The 14,870-nt window shown below is 71.6% G+C and carries 13 protein-coding genes; 5 read left to right on the top strand and 8 right to left on the bottom strand.

What is annotated here, in order from left to right; all coding sequences use genetic code 11:
• Positions 1–2: 2 nt before the first annotated feature.
• Positions 3–1,196, bottom strand: a complete 1,194-nt coding sequence (locus J5X75_RS21425) for a PP2C family protein-serine/threonine phosphatase (RefSeq protein ID WP_208469214.1) — start codon at positions 1,194–1,196, stop codon at positions 3–5.
• A gap of 73 nt (positions 1,197–1,269) precedes the next feature.
• Complete coding sequence (locus J5X75_RS21430; RefSeq protein WP_208469215.1) at positions 1,270–1,614, bottom strand: hypothetical protein; 345 nt, start codon at positions 1,612–1,614, stop codon at positions 1,270–1,272.
• A gap of 75 nt (positions 1,615–1,689) precedes the next feature.
• Here J5X75_RS21430 and J5X75_RS21435 point away from each other — a divergent pair, with 75 nt between their 5' ends.
• Positions 1,690–3,993, top strand: coding sequence for a M28 family peptidase (locus J5X75_RS21435; protein ID WP_208469216.1), 2,304 nt, complete (start codon positions 1,690–1,692; stop codon positions 3,991–3,993).
• On the opposite strand, the gene J5X75_RS21440 is transcribed toward J5X75_RS21435, so the two are convergent.
• From J5X75_RS21440 to J5X75_RS21450, 3 genes are all read right to left on the bottom strand, one after another.
• The gene (locus J5X75_RS21440) at positions 3,990–4,274 is read right to left on the bottom strand and encodes a Smr/MutS family protein (RefSeq protein ID WP_183226951.1); all 285 of its coding nucleotides are present in this window, start codon (positions 4,272–4,274) and stop codon (positions 3,990–3,992) included. The two genes, J5X75_RS21435 and J5X75_RS21440, sit on opposite strands and share 4 nt — an antisense overlap.
• 10 nt (positions 4,275–4,284) lie before the next feature.
• The gene (locus J5X75_RS21445; RefSeq protein WP_208469217.1) at positions 4,285–4,656 is read right to left on the bottom strand and encodes a tetratricopeptide repeat protein; all 372 of its coding nucleotides are present in this window, start codon (positions 4,654–4,656) and stop codon (positions 4,285–4,287) included.
• 128 nt (positions 4,657–4,784) lie between these two features.
• Positions 4,785–5,006 carry a hypothetical protein gene (locus J5X75_RS21450; RefSeq protein WP_208469218.1) on the bottom strand — a complete coding sequence of 74 codons (222 nt, stop codon included), beginning with the start codon at positions 5,004–5,006 and terminating at the stop codon, positions 4,785–4,787.
• 157 nt (positions 5,007–5,163) lie between these two features.
• On the opposite strand from J5X75_RS21450, the gene J5X75_RS21455 reads away from it, so the two are divergent.
• The 4 genes from J5X75_RS21455 to fxsT all read left to right on the top strand — a co-directional run bounded on the left by J5X75_RS21455 (position 5,164) and on the right by fxsT (position 12,166).
• Positions 5,164–5,901 (top strand): response regulator transcription factor, encoded by a 738-nt coding sequence (locus tag J5X75_RS21455; protein WP_208469219.1) that lies wholly within the window; start codon positions 5,164–5,166, stop codon positions 5,899–5,901.
• A 3-nt stretch (positions 5,902–5,904) separates the two neighbouring features.
• Positions 5,905–7,503 (top strand): sensor histidine kinase, encoded by a 1,599-nt coding sequence (locus J5X75_RS21460; protein WP_208469220.1) that lies wholly within the window; start codon positions 5,905–5,907, stop codon positions 7,501–7,503.
• Between the two features lie 199 nt (positions 7,504–7,702).
• Entirely contained in the window at positions 7,703–8,767 is a 1,065-nt protein-coding gene (locus J5X75_RS21465; RefSeq protein WP_208469221.1) for a 3-deoxy-7-phosphoheptulonate synthase, read from the top strand.
• A 144-nt stretch (positions 8,768–8,911) separates the two neighbouring features.
• Complete coding sequence (gene fxsT, locus J5X75_RS21470) at positions 8,912–12,166, top strand: FxSxx-COOH system tetratricopeptide repeat protein (RefSeq protein WP_307798183.1); 3,255 nt, start codon at positions 8,912–8,914, stop codon at positions 12,164–12,166.
• Here the strand turns inward: fxsT and J5X75_RS21475 are convergent.
• From J5X75_RS21475 to J5X75_RS21485, 3 genes are all read right to left on the bottom strand, one after another.
• Positions 12,155–13,438, bottom strand: coding sequence for an HEXXH motif domain-containing protein (locus J5X75_RS21475; RefSeq protein WP_208469224.1), 1,284 nt, complete (start codon positions 13,436–13,438; stop codon positions 12,155–12,157). The genes fxsT and J5X75_RS21475 overlap by 12 nt on opposite strands.
• Positions 13,435–14,553: an FxsB family cyclophane-forming radical SAM/SPASM peptide maturase gene (locus J5X75_RS21480; RefSeq protein WP_307798184.1), complete on the bottom strand. Its 1,119-nt coding sequence runs from the start codon at positions 14,551–14,553 to the stop codon at positions 13,435–13,437. The genes J5X75_RS21475 and J5X75_RS21480 overlap by 4 nt, the downstream gene beginning before the upstream one ends.
• 88 nt (positions 14,554–14,641) lie before the next feature.
• On the bottom strand, positions 14,642–14,851 hold the full coding sequence (locus J5X75_RS21485) for an FxSxx-COOH-like cyclophane-containing RiPP peptide (protein ID WP_208469226.1): 210 nt from the start codon (positions 14,849–14,851) through the stop codon (positions 14,642–14,644).
• Between the last annotated feature and the right edge of the window lie 19 nt (positions 14,852–14,870).

Raw genomic sequence — 14,870 nt, forward strand, 5'->3', positions numbered from 1 at the left:
CCTCATCTGCCGCCGCCCCGGGAGATCAGCAGCATCGCGACGTCGTCGGTGAGCGGGCCGCCGTTGTCCCGGTCGGCCCGCGCGACCAGCCATTCGGGCAGCTCGGGCAGCGGTTTGGCACGCGCCTCCGGCTCGGCCAGCAGTTGGCACAGGCCGTCGACGTCGAGTCGCTCGTCGCCGCTACGCCCCTCGATCAGGCCGTCGGTGTACATCAGCAGGGACCAGTCATGGCCGTCGAACTCCAGCTCGGTCGCGGGGGTGGGAGTGGGACGTACCCCGAGGACGATCCCGGTACGCACGGCGACCGGCGCGGCCCGTCCTCCGGAGAGCACGATGGGCGGCGGGTGGCCGGCCACCCGTACCGTTGCCCTGTTCCCGGGAAGGTCGATGACCGCCGACGCGACCGTGGCGAACACCTCGCGGGCCCGCCGTTCGGACATCAGCACCTGTTCGAGTGAGGGCAGCACCTGTTCCTCGGGCACTCCGGCGAGGACCAGGGCCCGCCAGGCGACCCGCAGTTCGACGCCGAGCGCCGCCTCGTCGACGCCGTGCCCGCAGACGTCGCCGACGATCACGTGCAGCCGGTCGTCGCCGACCTGCACCACGTCGTAGAAGTCGCCACCGAGCAGGCCCATGGCCCGCCCGGACCGGTAGAACGGCTCGACCCCGATGCCGAAGTCGTCCCGTTTGAGCGGCTTGGGCAGCAGACCGCGTTCCAGCCGGGCCGACTCGGCTTCGCGCAGCTCTGCCTCGCGCAGTCGCCGGGCGTTCTCGTCGGCGCGTTTCCGCTCCACCGCGTAGCGCAGCGACCGGATCAGCAGCACCCCGTCGACCTGGCCTTTGACCAGGTAGTCCTGGGCGCCCTCGGCGACCGCCTGCACCCCGAGGTGCTCGTCGGAGCGGCCGGTGAGCACGCAGACCGCGGCGCCTCCGGCGACGGCGAGCAGTTTGCGCAGGCCGTCGATGCCCTCGGCGTCGGGCAGGCCCAGGTCGAGCAGGACGCACTCGACTCCGGCCAGCCGATCGCGGGCCTCGCGCAGGCTGCTGGCGACGGTCAGTTCGAACGGGGCCTCGGCTTCGGTGAGTAGCTCACGGACCAGGAAGGCATCACCCTCGTCGTCCTCGACGAGCAGGATCCGTAGCCGTTCCAGCTGGTCCGCCGCGTACCTGCGGGACGCGAGCGACCGCTCCGTCATTCCGATTCCCCACTCGACGCATAGGTGACCCGCAAATCGTGTACCAACCGGCCGCCCCGCACAACTCGGGTCATCAGCGTGGGTCGCCGGCGGAGTCGGCGGCGACCCGCCGGGCGTGTTCGGCGATCACCTGCCCGAGGATGCCGTGCAGTTGTCCGCAGTCCCGGCAGTGCAGGTTCTCGTCCAGGTGGACGCCTCCGCATTTGACGCAGTCGCCCCGGTCCTCGGGATCCCGATAGGACTCCAGGGCCCGGCACATCGCCCGGATCACGTGGTCACTGACGGTGAAGACGTCCTCACCGAAGGCCGTGCGCACGCCGAGAACGGCGACGGGGTCAGCGTCCGGTGTCGGATTGTAGGGCGACACCCGGTCGATGAACTGCGCGATGACGGCGGCTGGGTCAAGCGGCGTAGTCACCCGGCACACGCTATTGCACGCGCCAATGGATCTTCGGGGTACCCGTCAGGCGTACCCGGATGGTCAGATGTCCCCATGAGTGACACAGCTCTCAGCCGGCCGGCGCGACGCGGTCTCGCCGCCGCCGCCGTCCTGGCCGTTCTCGGGCTGGCCGGCCTGGCCGCGGTTCGTTCCGTTCAACCGCCCGCGGAGCGGGCGACGTCGGCGCCGGCGAGCGACTTCAGCGCGGCGAGGGCCTTCGAGGAGGTACGCGCGATCGCCTCCACACCGCACCCGGCCGGCAGTGCCGCCAACGACCGGGTACGCGAGCACCTGATCGACAGGCTGCGTGGTCTGGGCCTCGCGCCCGAGGTGCAGGACGTGGTGTCGGTGCAGGGCGCCGGCCTCTCCTCGTCGGCGGGCGGGACCGGCCTGGCCCGGGTGCGGAACGTGGTCACCCTGATTCCCGGGTCCGCCTCGACCGGGCGGATCTTCCTGATCGCGCACTACGACTCGGCGCAGATCGCCCCGGGCGCGAACGACGACGGCGCGGGCACCGCCACGATCCTGGAGACGGCACGGGCGCTGACCAGCGGGAACCAGCTGCGCAACGACGTGGTGCTGGTGCTCACCGACGCCGAGGAGGCCTGTCTTTGCGGGGCCAAGGCGTTCGTCGACCAGCACCCGCTGGCCCGGGACGGCGGGGTGGCGCTGAACCTGGAGGCGCGGGGCGGCAGCGGCCCGGCGATCATGTTCGAGACGTCGGCGGGCAACGCGCGGCTCGTGGAGACGTACGCCCGGGTGCCGTACCCGGTCGGCACGTCCTTCGCCGTGGAGATCTACCGGCTGCTGCCGAACGACACCGACTTCACCCCGTTCCGCGAGTCGGACTTCCTGGGCCTCAACACCGCCTACATCGACGGCGCCGCGGTCTACCACGCGCCGACCGACAAGCCGTCGGCGATGAACCGGGACAGCCTTCAGCACCACGGGGACAACGCGCTGGCTCTGGTACGGGAGTTCGGCGCCCAGGACCTGACCACGGTGAGCAACGCCGGGGACGCCACCTACTTCCCGGTGCCGGGCCTGCTGATCCGCTACCCGGGCGCGCTGGTGTGGCCGCTGGCCGGGGCGGCCCTGATCGCGGTGGCCGCGCTGGGCTGGTTCGTCCGCCGCCGGGTGCTCGTCGCGATTCCGCTCGCCGTGCTGCCGATCATCGTGGCGCCGGTGCTGGCCCAGGGCCTGTGGGCGCTGCTGAAGGCGGTCCGGCCCGAGTACGGCGGCCTGCCGATCGACCCGTACCGTCCGATGTGGTACCGCCTCGCGGTGATCGCCCTGGCCGCCGCCACCGTCCTGATCTGGTACGCCCTGCTGCGCCGCCGTGTCGGCCCGGCGGCACTGGCCGTCGGTGGCCTGACCTGGCTCGCCGTCCTCGGGACGGTGCTGGCCGCGTTCACCCCGGGCGGCTCCTACCTGGCCGCGCTGCCGGCCCTGGCCGTCGCGGGGTCCGCCCTGCTCGCGATGCGCGCCCGCCGATGGCTCGCGGTCACCGTCCTGATCGTCGGCGCGCTGGTCCCGGTGGTCATCCTGCTGCCGACGGTGCTGATGCTGTTCCCGGCGCTCGGCATGCCGATGGCCGGGGTGGGCGCGTTCCTGACCGTGCTGCTGGGTCTGGCCCTGCTGCCGGTGCTGGACCTGCTGCACCCGGTGGAGGCGGGCGCCCGTGGCCTGGACGCGCTGAAGGCTCGCCGGCTCGGCGCCGTACCGTCGCTGATCGCGGTCGTGGCGGCGATCGGCTGCACGGCGACCGGCCTGGCGGTGGACCGCTTCGACGAGGAGCACCCATCGCTCACCCATCTGATGTACGCCCTGGACGCCGACAACGGCACCGCTCGCTGGCTCACCGAGGAAGCCGAGCCGCAGGAGTGGACGTCCCGGTACGTGACCGGTGAGCCCGCCGAGGTGTCCGCCACCCTGCCGGCTTTCGGCGACGAGAAGCTGCGCAGCGGTCCGGCTCCGGCGGCGACCCTGCCGGCGCCGGCGCTCACGCTGCTCTCGGAGAGCGCCTCAGGCGGCCTGCGCACCATGACGTTGCTGCTCGATCCGCAGCGGGCGGTCCGGTTCGCCACCCTCCACGTGGTCGGCGCCGAGGTCACCGCGATCACGGTGGGTGGCCGGCCGATCGACCCCACGCCGGGCTTCGTCTTTCACGCGCCGCCGGAGAACGGGGTCGAGATCAGCCTGACGGTACGGGCGAGTGGCCCGGTCACCTTCCGGGCGATGGACGCCAGCGACGACCTCGCCGCGATGCCCGGCTTCCGGCCGCGCCCGGCGGACGTCGGGGTGCTCGGCTCACACAGCAGCGAGATGGTCGCCGTGGCGAAGACCTACACGCTCTAGCGGCCCCGGCCCCTGCGGCCGGTGGGGGCGTCGAATCGGAAGTGCACGAAGAGACGCCCCCAGTTGTCGCCGTCCTTCTCGACCCGGTGGTAGAGCTGCTTGATCTCTTTCTGGTCGAGGAAGCGGATGACCTTCTTCTTCAGGGCCCCGCTGCCCTTGCCCGGGATGATCTCGACGAGAGTGGCCTTCTTCTGGATGGCCTCGTCGATGATCCCCCGCAGCGCGCGGTCGATCTCGTGCCCCTTGTTGAAGATGTCGTGCAGGTCCAGCTTCAGCTTCACGATCGAGACCCTACGCCGCGCTGTTCTTGCCGAGCCAGGTCTCGACCCGGCGCAGCGCCTCCTGGTAGTCGGTCTGCGTCTTCATGGCGGAGGCCAGCCGCAGGTGTGGTAGCGCCTCACGAAAACGGCCGGACCGCTCCAGGGTCCGGCCGAGCACGTGGTGCGCGTAGTGGTCGGAGGGATCATGCTCGATCAGCACCCGTAGCTGAGCCTCCGCCCCGTTCAGCTGGGCCGAGTTGAAGTACGCCCGGGCCAGCAGCAGCCGGACCGCGGTGTTGTGCGGCTCGGCCTCGACGATCGGCTCGAGCAGCCGGGCGGCGCCGAGCGGGTCGCCGGACTCGAAGAAGAAGGTGGCCCTGCGGTAGTCCTCGAGAAGATCCACGTGAACGCTCCCCACACTCGCGCCGCCGCTTTGACCCACGCTCGCACAACATCGCGCCAACATCGAGTGTTCCCCGGGCGACGGCTCCCTGACAACCGGGAATGCCCAGGTGGGGGACCGTGAATTGATCAACGCCGGAGCAGCAGCAGAGCCAGGCCGCCGGTGAGCAGGTAGCCACCGAGCGCGGCGAGCAGCATCGGGCTGACCCCTCCGCCGGGCAGTTCGGGCATCGATCCGGAGGCCTCCGGCCGGCGCTGCTCGGGCAGCTCGGCACGGGCCGACGGAGCGAGGCAGAGGAGCAGGAAGAGGATCGCGGAGAGCCCAGCCGCTATCCGACCAACTAGTCCCATTAGTCCATTATGTGACGGTTGCCCCTCAGGCCGGTTTCGCCACTCCGCTCGCCAGGATCCTCATCCGCCCGAACCCCCGTGCCGAAGATGGCAGAGGCACAGGCGCTTCACAGGAAACGAAAAGGCGGCACCGAGCGTGGGCACCCACAGTAGGGGCATGACGATGGCGAACGCAGAACCCGGCACCGAACTCCGGCGGCCCGACGGGACCCCGGTCCGGGTGCTCGTGGTGGACGACGAACCGACGCTGGCCGAGCTGCTCTCGATGGCGCTGCGCTACGAGGGCTGGGAGGTGCGCAGCGCCGGCGACGGCATGACCGCCGTCCGCACCGCGCGCGACTTCCGCCCGGACGCCGTCGTGTTGGACATGATGCTCCCCGACATCGACGGGCTCGAGGTGCTGCGCCGGCTGCGCGGCGAGACCCCCGAGGTGCCGGTGCTGTTCCTCACCGCCAAGGACTCGGTCGAGGACCGGATCACCGGCCTCACCGCGGGCGGCGACGACTACGTCACCAAGCCGTTCAGCCTGGAGGAGGTGGTGGCCCGGCTGCGCGGTCTGATGCGGCGGATGGGACACGCCCCCATGCGTACGGAGTCGCAGCTCGTCGTCGGCGACCTCACCCTGGACGAGGACTCGCACGAGGTCCGCCGGGGTGGTGATCTGGTCACGCTCACCGCCACCGAGTTCGAGCTGCTGCGCTACCTCATGCGTAACCCGCGGCGGGTGCTGAGCAAGCCGCAGATCCTGGACCGGGTCTGGAACTACGACTTCGGCGGGCAGGCGAACGTGGTCGAGCTCTACATCTCGTACCTGCGGAAGAAGATCGACGCCGGCCGCGCGCCGATGATCCACACCATGCGCGGTGCCGGCTACGTGCTCAAGCCGGCCGACTGACCCATGCGCTCCGCCGCCCCGACCCACTCCCGGCCGTCCCGCTGGCGCGATCCCGCGGGCTGGCCGCTGCGCACCCGCATCGTCGCCATCATGATCGCGCTGCTCTCGGTGCTGGGGCTGGTCGTCGGCGGCACCGCCGAGCTCTACCTCCACAAGTCTCTGCACGACCAACTCGACTCCGAGCTCAGGTCGATCGAGGGCCGGCTCAAGGTGATCAAGAACAACGACGGCGGGAGCACCTTCGACGGCCCGCCGGACGGACCCCGATCATCGAGCGGGCCGAAAAAGCCGTTCGGCGGCAGCGTGGAGGATTCGATCACGCTGTGGGTCGGAGCTGACGGCAAGGTGATCGACGGCGGCCTGGTGCGGGTCGAGCCGGGCAGCCGGGGGCCGGAGGTCGACTTCGACAAACTCGGCGATGCCGCGGTGGCCACGCTGATCGACGAGGTCCGCTCTGGCGAGGGGGCCGCGGATGTCGATCTTGGCGGCAACCTCTCCCAATACCGGGTGGTCGCCAGCCCGGCGCAGTACGACGGCCAGGCGGTGACCCTGTACACCGGGCTGTCCCTCGCGGACACCAACTCCACCCTGCTCACCGTCGCGGGGTTCACCGGGTGCGTGATCCTCGGTTCGCTGCTGATCGCCGGGTGGGGTGGGGCGCTCATCGTCCGCCGTACCCTCAAGCCTCTGGATCGCGTGGCAGCGACCGCGACCCGCGTCTCCGAGCTGAAGCTCGACGCCGGCGAGGTGCGACTCGCGCAGCGGGTGCCCGAGCAGGACACCGACCCGCGCACCGAGGTCGGCCAGGTCGGCGCCGCGCTCAACCGCATGCTCGACCACGTCGGCAACGCCCTGGAGGCGCGGCACGCCTCCGAGATGCAGGTTCGGCAGTTCGTCGCGGACGCCAGTCACGAGCTGCGCACCCCGCTGGCCGCGATCCGCGGGTACGCCGAACTGTCCCGCCGCAGCCGGCAGGTCGTGCCGGACGAGATCGCGCACGTGCTGAACCGGGTGGAGTCGGAGGCCAAGCGGATGACCGCCCTGGTCGAGGACCTGCTGCTGCTGGCCCGCCTGGACGCCGGCCGCCCGCTCGCCCAGGATGCGGTGGACCTCACCATGCTGGCCGTCGACGCCACGAGTGACGCGCACGCCGCCGGGCCCGGCCACTACTGGCAGCTGGACCTGCCGGACGAGCCGGTCACCGTGATCGGCGACGGCGCCCGCCTGCACCAGGTGGTCGCGAACCTGCTGGCCAACGCCCGGACCCACACGCCGGAGGGCTCGACCGTGACGGTCAAGGTGGGCTCGGTACGAGACGCCGCGGTGATCCAGGTCATCGACAACGGCCCGGGCATCCAGCCGGACGTGGTGCCACGCATCTTCGAACGGTTCGCCCGGGGCGACAGCTCCCGGTCCCGCGCGGCCGGCAGCACCGGTCTCGGCCTGTCGATCGTGCACGCCGTGGTCACCTCGCACCGGGGCAAGGTGGGGGTGCAGAGCCGTCCCGGCCAGACCGTCTTCACCGTGATGCTGCCGCTCGGCCCACCTCCTGTCGTCCCAACAGCTGAACAGAGACCGGAGATGCTGCAACCGGCGCGCTGAGGTGGCTATGCTGGCGGGCATGTCTCGGATGTGGTCGTTCTATTGGTTTACGAGGCCGGCTCAAGCCGGTGCCTCGGCCATGACCGCATGACCTGAGACACCCGCCAGAGCCGGCAAGGCAGCGACGACGTCGCTGCCTTTTTGTTTGCCCCGAGCAAACCGGCTCTGACCCAGGGCCGGTCGAAGGAGAGAGATCACCATGACCGCCCCAGAGGTGCAGCGCGTCCGAGACCAGCGGATCGAGAAGGTCGTCCCGCTGATGAGCCCGGCGCTGCTCCACCACGAGCTGCCGCTGACGTCCGAGCTGCACGACACCGTGCTGGCCGGCCGCAAGCAGGTGGAGGACGTGCTCAACGGCCGAGATCAGCGCCTGATCGTGGTCGTCGGCCCGTGTTCGGTGCACGACCCGGTCGCCGCCGGCGAGTACGCCTCTCTTCTGCAGAAGGAGGCGGAACGGCTCAGCCAGGACCTGCTGATCGTGATGCGGGTGTACTTCGAGAAGCCGCGTTCCACGGTCGGCTGGAAGGGCCTGATCATGGACCCGGGCCTGGACGGCTCGGGTGACGTCGGCACCGGCCTGCGGATCGCCCGCAAGCTGCTGCTCGAGGTCGTGCGGCGGGGCCTGCCGGTGGCCGTCGAATTCCTCGACCCGATCACCCCGCAGTACATCGCGGACACCGTGGCCTGGGGTGCGATCGGCGCCCGGACCGTCGAGTCGCAGGTGCACCGGCAGCTGTCGTCCGGCCTGTCGATGCCGATCGGCATGAAGAACCGCCCCGACGGCAGCGTCTCCACGGCGGTCGACGCGATCCAGGCCGCCGAGGCGTCGCACGTCTTCCCGGGCATCGACTACTCGGGCACCCCGGCGATCCTGCACACCACCGGCAACCCGGACTGCCACCTGGTGCTGCGCGGCGGTGGCGGCAAGCCGAACTACAGCGCCGAGGACGTCGAGTCGTCACTCGCGCTGCTGCGCAAGGCGGGCCTGCCGGAGCGCCTGGTGATCGACTGCTCGCACGGCAACAGCAACAAGGACCACCGGCGGCAGCCGATCGTGGCCGAGGACATCGCGCGGCAGATGGAGTCCGGCCAGCGCGCGATCAGCGGCGTGATGCTGGAGAGCTTCCTGGAGCCGGGCCGGCAGGACCTGGGCGGCGAGCTGACCTACGGCCAGTCGGTGACCGACGCCTGCATGGGCTGGGACGCCACGGTGGCGGTCCTGGAGCGGCTGGCCGAGGCGTCGGCCAAGCGCCGCGGGCTCTGACCGGGTGGCCGCCGATCATTCCGGTGTGGAAGGTCGGCGGCGCCACTGAATTGCGATCATGGACGTCAATGTAAAAGCGGCATTTTCGGGCCTCTCGCGTCGTCGTACGATTAAGCCTCGCCGACCGCGAATGAGGGCCGTGACGTGCTTGATCGGCAATTCACCTTGGACGACCGGCAACGACTGCTCGACGCTCTGCTCGACATTCCGAGCATGCGTGATCCGAATGAGCGGAATCGCTACGCCGCGGAACTCGAGGCCCGGCTCGGCCGGCCGTTGCAGGCGTCCCGCTATCCGGACGCCCGGCACGATGTGTGGTCCCTGCTCGGCGCGATGCTGGCCCGCTCCGGCGGCCTGCGCACCTTCGTCCGGGTGGTCTACGACCTGCACGGCGAGGGCCCCGCGGTCCGCGAGCTGGAGCGCCTGGCCGAGGAGCTGGAGCGGGAGGTCCTGCTCGCGCCGGCCGACCGGGAGGCCCTGCTGAACCTGCTCGCCGGGGTGGGCTCGCCGCATCTGGCCACGGCGGCCGCGGTCGCCGGGCACCGGGCCCGCGAGATCACCGCGCTGGCCGGCGACCCGGCGGCTCTGGTGCGCCGGCTGGAGACCGCGACCACCCAGGTCGGCGGGGCGCCCCTGCTGCTGGCGTTCGTGGATCGCCTTGCCCACCTGGTCGAGCCGGTGCAGGCGCTGAACCTGCACCGCTGGATCGATCTGGTGGCCGGTGGCAGCGGGCTGACCCAGGCCACCGTCCGCGGGCTGTGCATCGCGAGCCGCCGGGATCAGGAGAGCGCCGACCTCGCGCCGGAACCGGCCGAGCCGTCGCCGCCGGACCGGGCCGCCGAGACCGAGCCGGAGCCGAACCGGGCGATCCTGCCGCCACCACCGGAGGACGCCGGTGACGAGCCGCCGGACCGCCGGCCCATCTGGGGCAGCGTGCCCGCCCAGAACCCGGACTTCACCGGCCGTGAGGCGATGCTCCGGGCTCTGAACGAGTCCCTGGTCACGAAGTCGCAGATCTCGGTGCTCCCGCAGGCGCTGCACGGCTTCGGCGGTGTCGGCAAGACCCAGCTCGCGGTGGAGTACGTCTATCGCTACGTCAGCGGTTACGACCTGATCTGGTGGATCCCCGCCGAGCAGCCGACGATGGTCCTCTCCTCGCTGGCCGAGCTGAGCAGGCGGCTGCGGCTGCCGGAGAGCGACAGTCTCCAGCAGACCGCGGCGACCGTGCTGGACGCGCTGGCCTCCACGCCGCTGCGCTGGCTGCTGGTCTACGACAACGCCGACCAGCCGGACGAGCTGGCCCGCTTCGTCCCGGTGACCGGCGGGCACGTCATCGTCACCTCCCGCAACCAGGAGTGGGGCCGGCTCGGCGACGCCGTGGAGGTGGACGTCTTCGACCGGCCGGAGAGCATCGAGCTGATCCGGAAACGGGCCAGGGACATCTCCGTCGAGGACGCGGACCGTCTCGCCGACAAGCTGGGCGACCTGCCGCTGGCCCTGGAGCAGGCGGCCACCTGGCACGCCGAGACCAGCATGCCGGTGTCCGAGTACCTGGAACTGTTCGACGCGCACGTCCGGGAGTTGCTGTCCGAGGGCAAGCCCACCTATTACCCGACCACGGTGGCGGCGTTCCTGGCCCTGGCCGTGGAGCGGCTGCGGGCGTCCAGCCCCGGCACCGCGCAACTGTTCGAGCTGTTCGCCTTCCTCGGCGCCGAGCCGCTCTCCCAGGAACTGCTGCGGACCGGGCGGGAAGCGCCGTTGTCCGAGCCGCTGCGCACCACCCTGCGCGAGCCGATCGAGATGGGCCGGGCGATCCGTGCGGTCCGGCGTCTCGGCCTCGCCCGGGTGGACCTGGACAAGAAGATCCAGGTGCACCGGCTGATGCAGCTGGTGCTGCGCGAGAGCCTGGACGAGGAGCAGCGCGAACGCAGCCGGCGCAACGTGCAGCTCATCCTGGCGCACGCCAACCCGGGCGACCCGGACGGTCAGCAGGGCTGGGCCATGCACGCCGAGATCGGCCCGCACATCGTCCCGGCGAACCTGGTCAGCGCCGACTTCCCGCAGGCCCGGGCGGTGGTGCAGGACCAGATGCGCTACCTCTACCTGGTCGGCGACTACGAGAACAGCCGCCGGCTCGCCGAGACCGCGCTCCCGGTGTGGCGGGCCGGCGACGGTCCGGACATCGGCCCGCAGGGCGCGCTGACCATGCTCGCCATGCGGCATCTGGCGAACGCGCTGCGGTCGCTCGGCGAGAGCAGGCGGGCGCGTGAGCTCACCGAGGAGGTGTACGGCGTGCTGAGCGGCAGTCCCGACTTCGGCGTCGACCACGAGTACACCCTGGTGACGGCGAACAGTCTGGCGCTCGACCAGCGGATCCTCGGCGACTACCGGGCCGCGCTCGCGATCGACCAGGAGAACCTGGAACGGCACCAGCGGGTGTTCGGCGAGGACGACCTGTACACGCTGCGGGTGTTGCAGAACGTGGCGGTGAACCTGCGCATGCTCGGTGACGTCGAGCAGGCACACCGGATCGACACCGACCTGGTCCAGCAGTGGAGCCGGACCGGCCCGAACCGCTACCAGACCCTCCAGTGCCGGGCCAACGTGGCGCGGGACCTGCTGGCGATGGGCCGGCACCAGGAGGCGCTGGACATGATCAGCCAGGTGGTGCCGGACCTGCGGGCGGAGTTCGGCCCCCGGCACACCTATGTGCTGCTGGCCTCGCGTACCCAAGCCATCGCCCTGCTCCGGCTGGGCCGGTTCGCGGAGGCCGTGATCAGCGCCCGGACCTGCCACGACGGCACCCGGGCCCGGCTCGGCCCGAACCACGAGCACAGTCTCGCCGCCGCGATGACCCTGGCCAACGCCCTACGTACGGTCGGCGAGATCGGCCAGGCGCACGATCTGGCGAGCACGGCGCTCGACGCGTACCGGCGGGACTTCGGCGGCCAGCACCCGTTCACGCTGGCCGCCGAGGTGAACATGGCGCTGCTGCTGCGGGCGCTGGGCGACTACGAGTCGGCGCAGGAACTGGACGAGGACGCGGCCGCCGGCTTCCGGGAGGTGTTCGGGCCGCATCACACCTACACGTTGCGGACGATCAGCAACCTCTCCAACGACCTGGCGCTGCGGGGCAACGCGCCCGGCGCCCGCGAGCTGTCCGAGAGCACCCTGGCCGAGCTCACCGGTCATCGGGGCGACGAGCATCCGCACACCCTGGCGTGCGCCGGAAACGTGGCGTTCGACCGGATGGCCACCGGCGACGCGGAGTCCGGCCGGCGGCTGCTGGAGCGCACCCTCAACCTGATGGCCGTGGTCCTCGGGCCGGACCATCCGGACACCCTCGACCGGGGGCGGGGGCGGCGGGCCGAATGCGACCTGGAGCCCTCACCGACGTAGCGCCTCCGCGTTGCGCCGCTGCCAGGCCTGGTGGGCGCCGTGCAGGTCCTGCTCGGCGCGGCGTACCACCCGGCCGGGCAGCTCCCGGGCGGCCAGCGTCGCGAAGGCGGCCCGTACACCGGCGGCGAACCGCTCGCCGGCCGGCAGCAGCGCGGCTGAGCCGTCCAGGCTGCGCAGACCCCAGCGCACCTGCTCACGGGCGAGCGCGAGTTCCCGGGTGGCCGTCTCGGCGAGTCCCGGCGCGCCCCGCAGCCGGTCCCAGAGCTGGCCGATCCCGAGGAAGGCGTACAGCCCCTGGAGCAGGCCGCCGACCGGTCGCGGATCGGTGCGCCACGGCGCGAAGTGGAGTTCGGTCGAGGCCGGATCGGTGAGCGGCTGGATGTCGAGCACGCCGGAGAGCTTCGAGTGCTGGAACTCGTGGACCAGCATCACCGCGAACTCGGCCGGGGTGGACGGGCGGGTCAGCCCGAACGCACCGAACGCGTCACGGATGGTGGCGCTGCGGGCCGAGTGTGCGTCGAGTCTCGCCAGCGGGACCAGGGTGCGCAGACCCGCCGCCAGCTCACCGGCCCGCTCCCGGTCGTACCGGGCGATCAGTGACCACCCGCCGGCGAAGGTGTCCTGCCAGCGCCGCAGTTCCGCGTCGCTCAGCCGGTCGGCCGGCGGCGCGTGGTGCCCGCCCCGGTAGGCGCCCAGATCGTCCAGGGTCACCACCAGCTCTCGCCGCTCCGCCGAGCCGGTCAGCTCCCGCAGAGGATGCCAGCCGGTCTGCCGCGCGACGGTCACCCGGCCCCGCCGGACGGTCGCGGCGAGCGGGGTGTGCCCCGGTTCGGCGGTCAGCGCCCGGCCCAGGCCCGGCAGTGTCACCCCGCCGGGCGACGCATGCACCACCAGGTCGGCGTCCACCCCGGTGAGCGCGGCCGCGGCGGCCGCGACCGAGGACAGGTGGTTGCAGTCGACGTCGAGCGGCATCTCGGACCGGGCCGCGCCGCGCAGCCGCCGGGTGGTCCGCGCCGCCCAGGCGCCGACCAGCGGGTCGGTCAGCAGCCGGGCGAAACGCTCCGGATCGGCGGCCTGCGCCCGGGTGAGGACATCGACGGCCCGGTCCCGGTGGGTGCGGTCGCCGCTCCAGGCGGTGGCGATGAACTTGATGAGCAGCAGGTGCTTGCTGAGCTGGGCGTGTGCCAGGGCGGCGACCGCGCCGGCCCCGCCGTACCCGCCGGCCAGCCCGGCGAACTGGGCGGACGTGAGCTGATGCCACCTGATCGTCACGGCCGTGCCCCGGTGAGTCGGGCCAGGTCGTCGGCGACCCGGCGGTGGACGTGCGTGATGAGCCGGGTCAGATCGGCGCAGTAGACCGACGGGTTCCGGAATCCCTTCGACCGGCGGTAGCGGTGCGCGTAGTGGCCGGCGCCGCAGATCCGGCGCCACTCGCACGGTCGGCAGGAGTCGGCGAGCGCCCGCTCCCCGATCTGCCGGGCGACGATCCCGGGATGGAGGAGAGCCGCGTCCAGGTCGTGCGTCAGCACATTGGTCCCGGTGGCGCATGCCCCGTCGTACGCGGATTTGAGGGAGTCCTCCTGCTCCACCGCCCCGTCCGTCTCGATCACCGCGACCGCGACCGGGCTGAGTCCCACCTGCTCGCTGCGGCTGCCGCCGCCCAGCACCAGGTTGATCACCGACTCGAACAGGCGGATCCGGGTGGCCTGGTGTTCCGCCCCGTACCACTCGTCGAAGATCGCGATGAGCCAGTCGGCGTACGGGGTCTCGCCGGCCCGCGCCCGTGGGGGCGGCTCCGCCCAGTTGGCGTGCGGGAACAGGAGGTCGATCGCCGGTGGGTGATAGCCGAGCAGGGTCCGGTAGCAGGCGAGCGGGTCGGTGTCCGGATCGATGGTGCAGAGCAGTCCGGCGTACGCGGAACGATTGTCCGCCCGGTCGAGCAGGGTGAGCGCCCGGTGCACCGCGGCGAAGCTGCCGCGGCCGTCGGCCCGGCGCCGGTGGCGGTCGTTGTCGGCGGGCGGCCCGTCCAGGCTGACCCCGACCGTCACGCCGAGCGACCGCAGCTCGGCGAGCATCGCCTCGTCGAGCAGCACGCCGTTGGTCTGCAACCCGAAGTCGACGGCACAGGTGCCGGTGAGCGCCGCACGCATCGTGCCGACGATCGACCGGAGCCCGTCGCGGCCGGCCATCAGCGGCTCGCCACCGTGCAGGATGAGGCGCACCGTGTCCAGCCGGTGGGCCCGGGCGTGCGCACGGATCCGGTCGGCGGCGGCCGACGCCACCTCGGTGGACATGACCGCGGGCCGGGTCCGCCAGCTCTGGTCGGACATCGTGTACATGTAGCAGTAGTCGCAGGCCAGATTGCAGCGCTGATGAACCTTCAGCACGTAATCCCGAAAGGGACGTGGCGACCAGCCCTCCGCGATCAGTCGCGGGACGTCCAGTGCCCGGTGCGGCCAATCGGGGATCGGCGCCTCAGAGAGGTCTTGGCTCATCGGGCGCGAAATTGCCGAAAGCGGCCAGGATCTCCCGGTTCCCGCTCATCTCGGCGACCAGCGCCGACAGCGAATGCGCCAGCACCGAATCGGTCGAGGGGAGCAGCTGATCCAGCGGTATGCCAGTGACATCGATCAAGGTCGTGGGCAGTGCGTCGCCACTCCCGGCCACCCCGGGATCTGCGGCCATCCTCGCCTCCTCGCCCGCC

This window comes from Actinoplanes flavus (assembly GCF_017592555.1).
GTDB lineage: Bacteria > Actinomycetota > Actinomycetes > Mycobacteriales > Micromonosporaceae > Actinoplanes > Actinoplanes flavus.

Excerpts from the sequence above, each read along its gene's own strand:
- J5X75_RS21485 (WP_208469226.1), bottom strand. The coding sequence starts at position 14,851 with ATGGCCGCAGATCCCGGGGTGGCCGGGAGTGGCGACGCACTGCCCACG.
- J5X75_RS21465 (WP_208469221.1), top strand. The coding sequence starts at position 7,703 with ATGACCGCCCCAGAGGTGCAGCGCGTCCGAGACCAGCGGATCGAGAAG.
- J5X75_RS21460 (WP_208469220.1), top strand. The coding sequence starts at position 5,905 with ATGCGCTCCGCCGCCCCGACCCACTCCCGGCCGTCCCGCTGGCGCGAT.
- J5X75_RS21425 (WP_208469214.1), bottom strand. The coding sequence starts at position 1,196 with ATGACGGAGCGGTCGCTCGCGTCCCGCAGGTACGCGGCGGACCAGCTG.
- J5X75_RS21455 (WP_208469219.1), top strand. The coding sequence starts at position 5,164 with ATGACGATGGCGAACGCAGAACCCGGCACCGAACTCCGGCGGCCCGAC.
- J5X75_RS21435 (WP_208469216.1), top strand. The coding sequence starts at position 1,690 with ATGAGTGACACAGCTCTCAGCCGGCCGGCGCGACGCGGTCTCGCCGCC.
- J5X75_RS21450 (WP_208469218.1), bottom strand. The coding sequence starts at position 5,006 with ATGGGACTAGTTGGTCGGATAGCGGCTGGGCTCTCCGCGATCCTCTTC.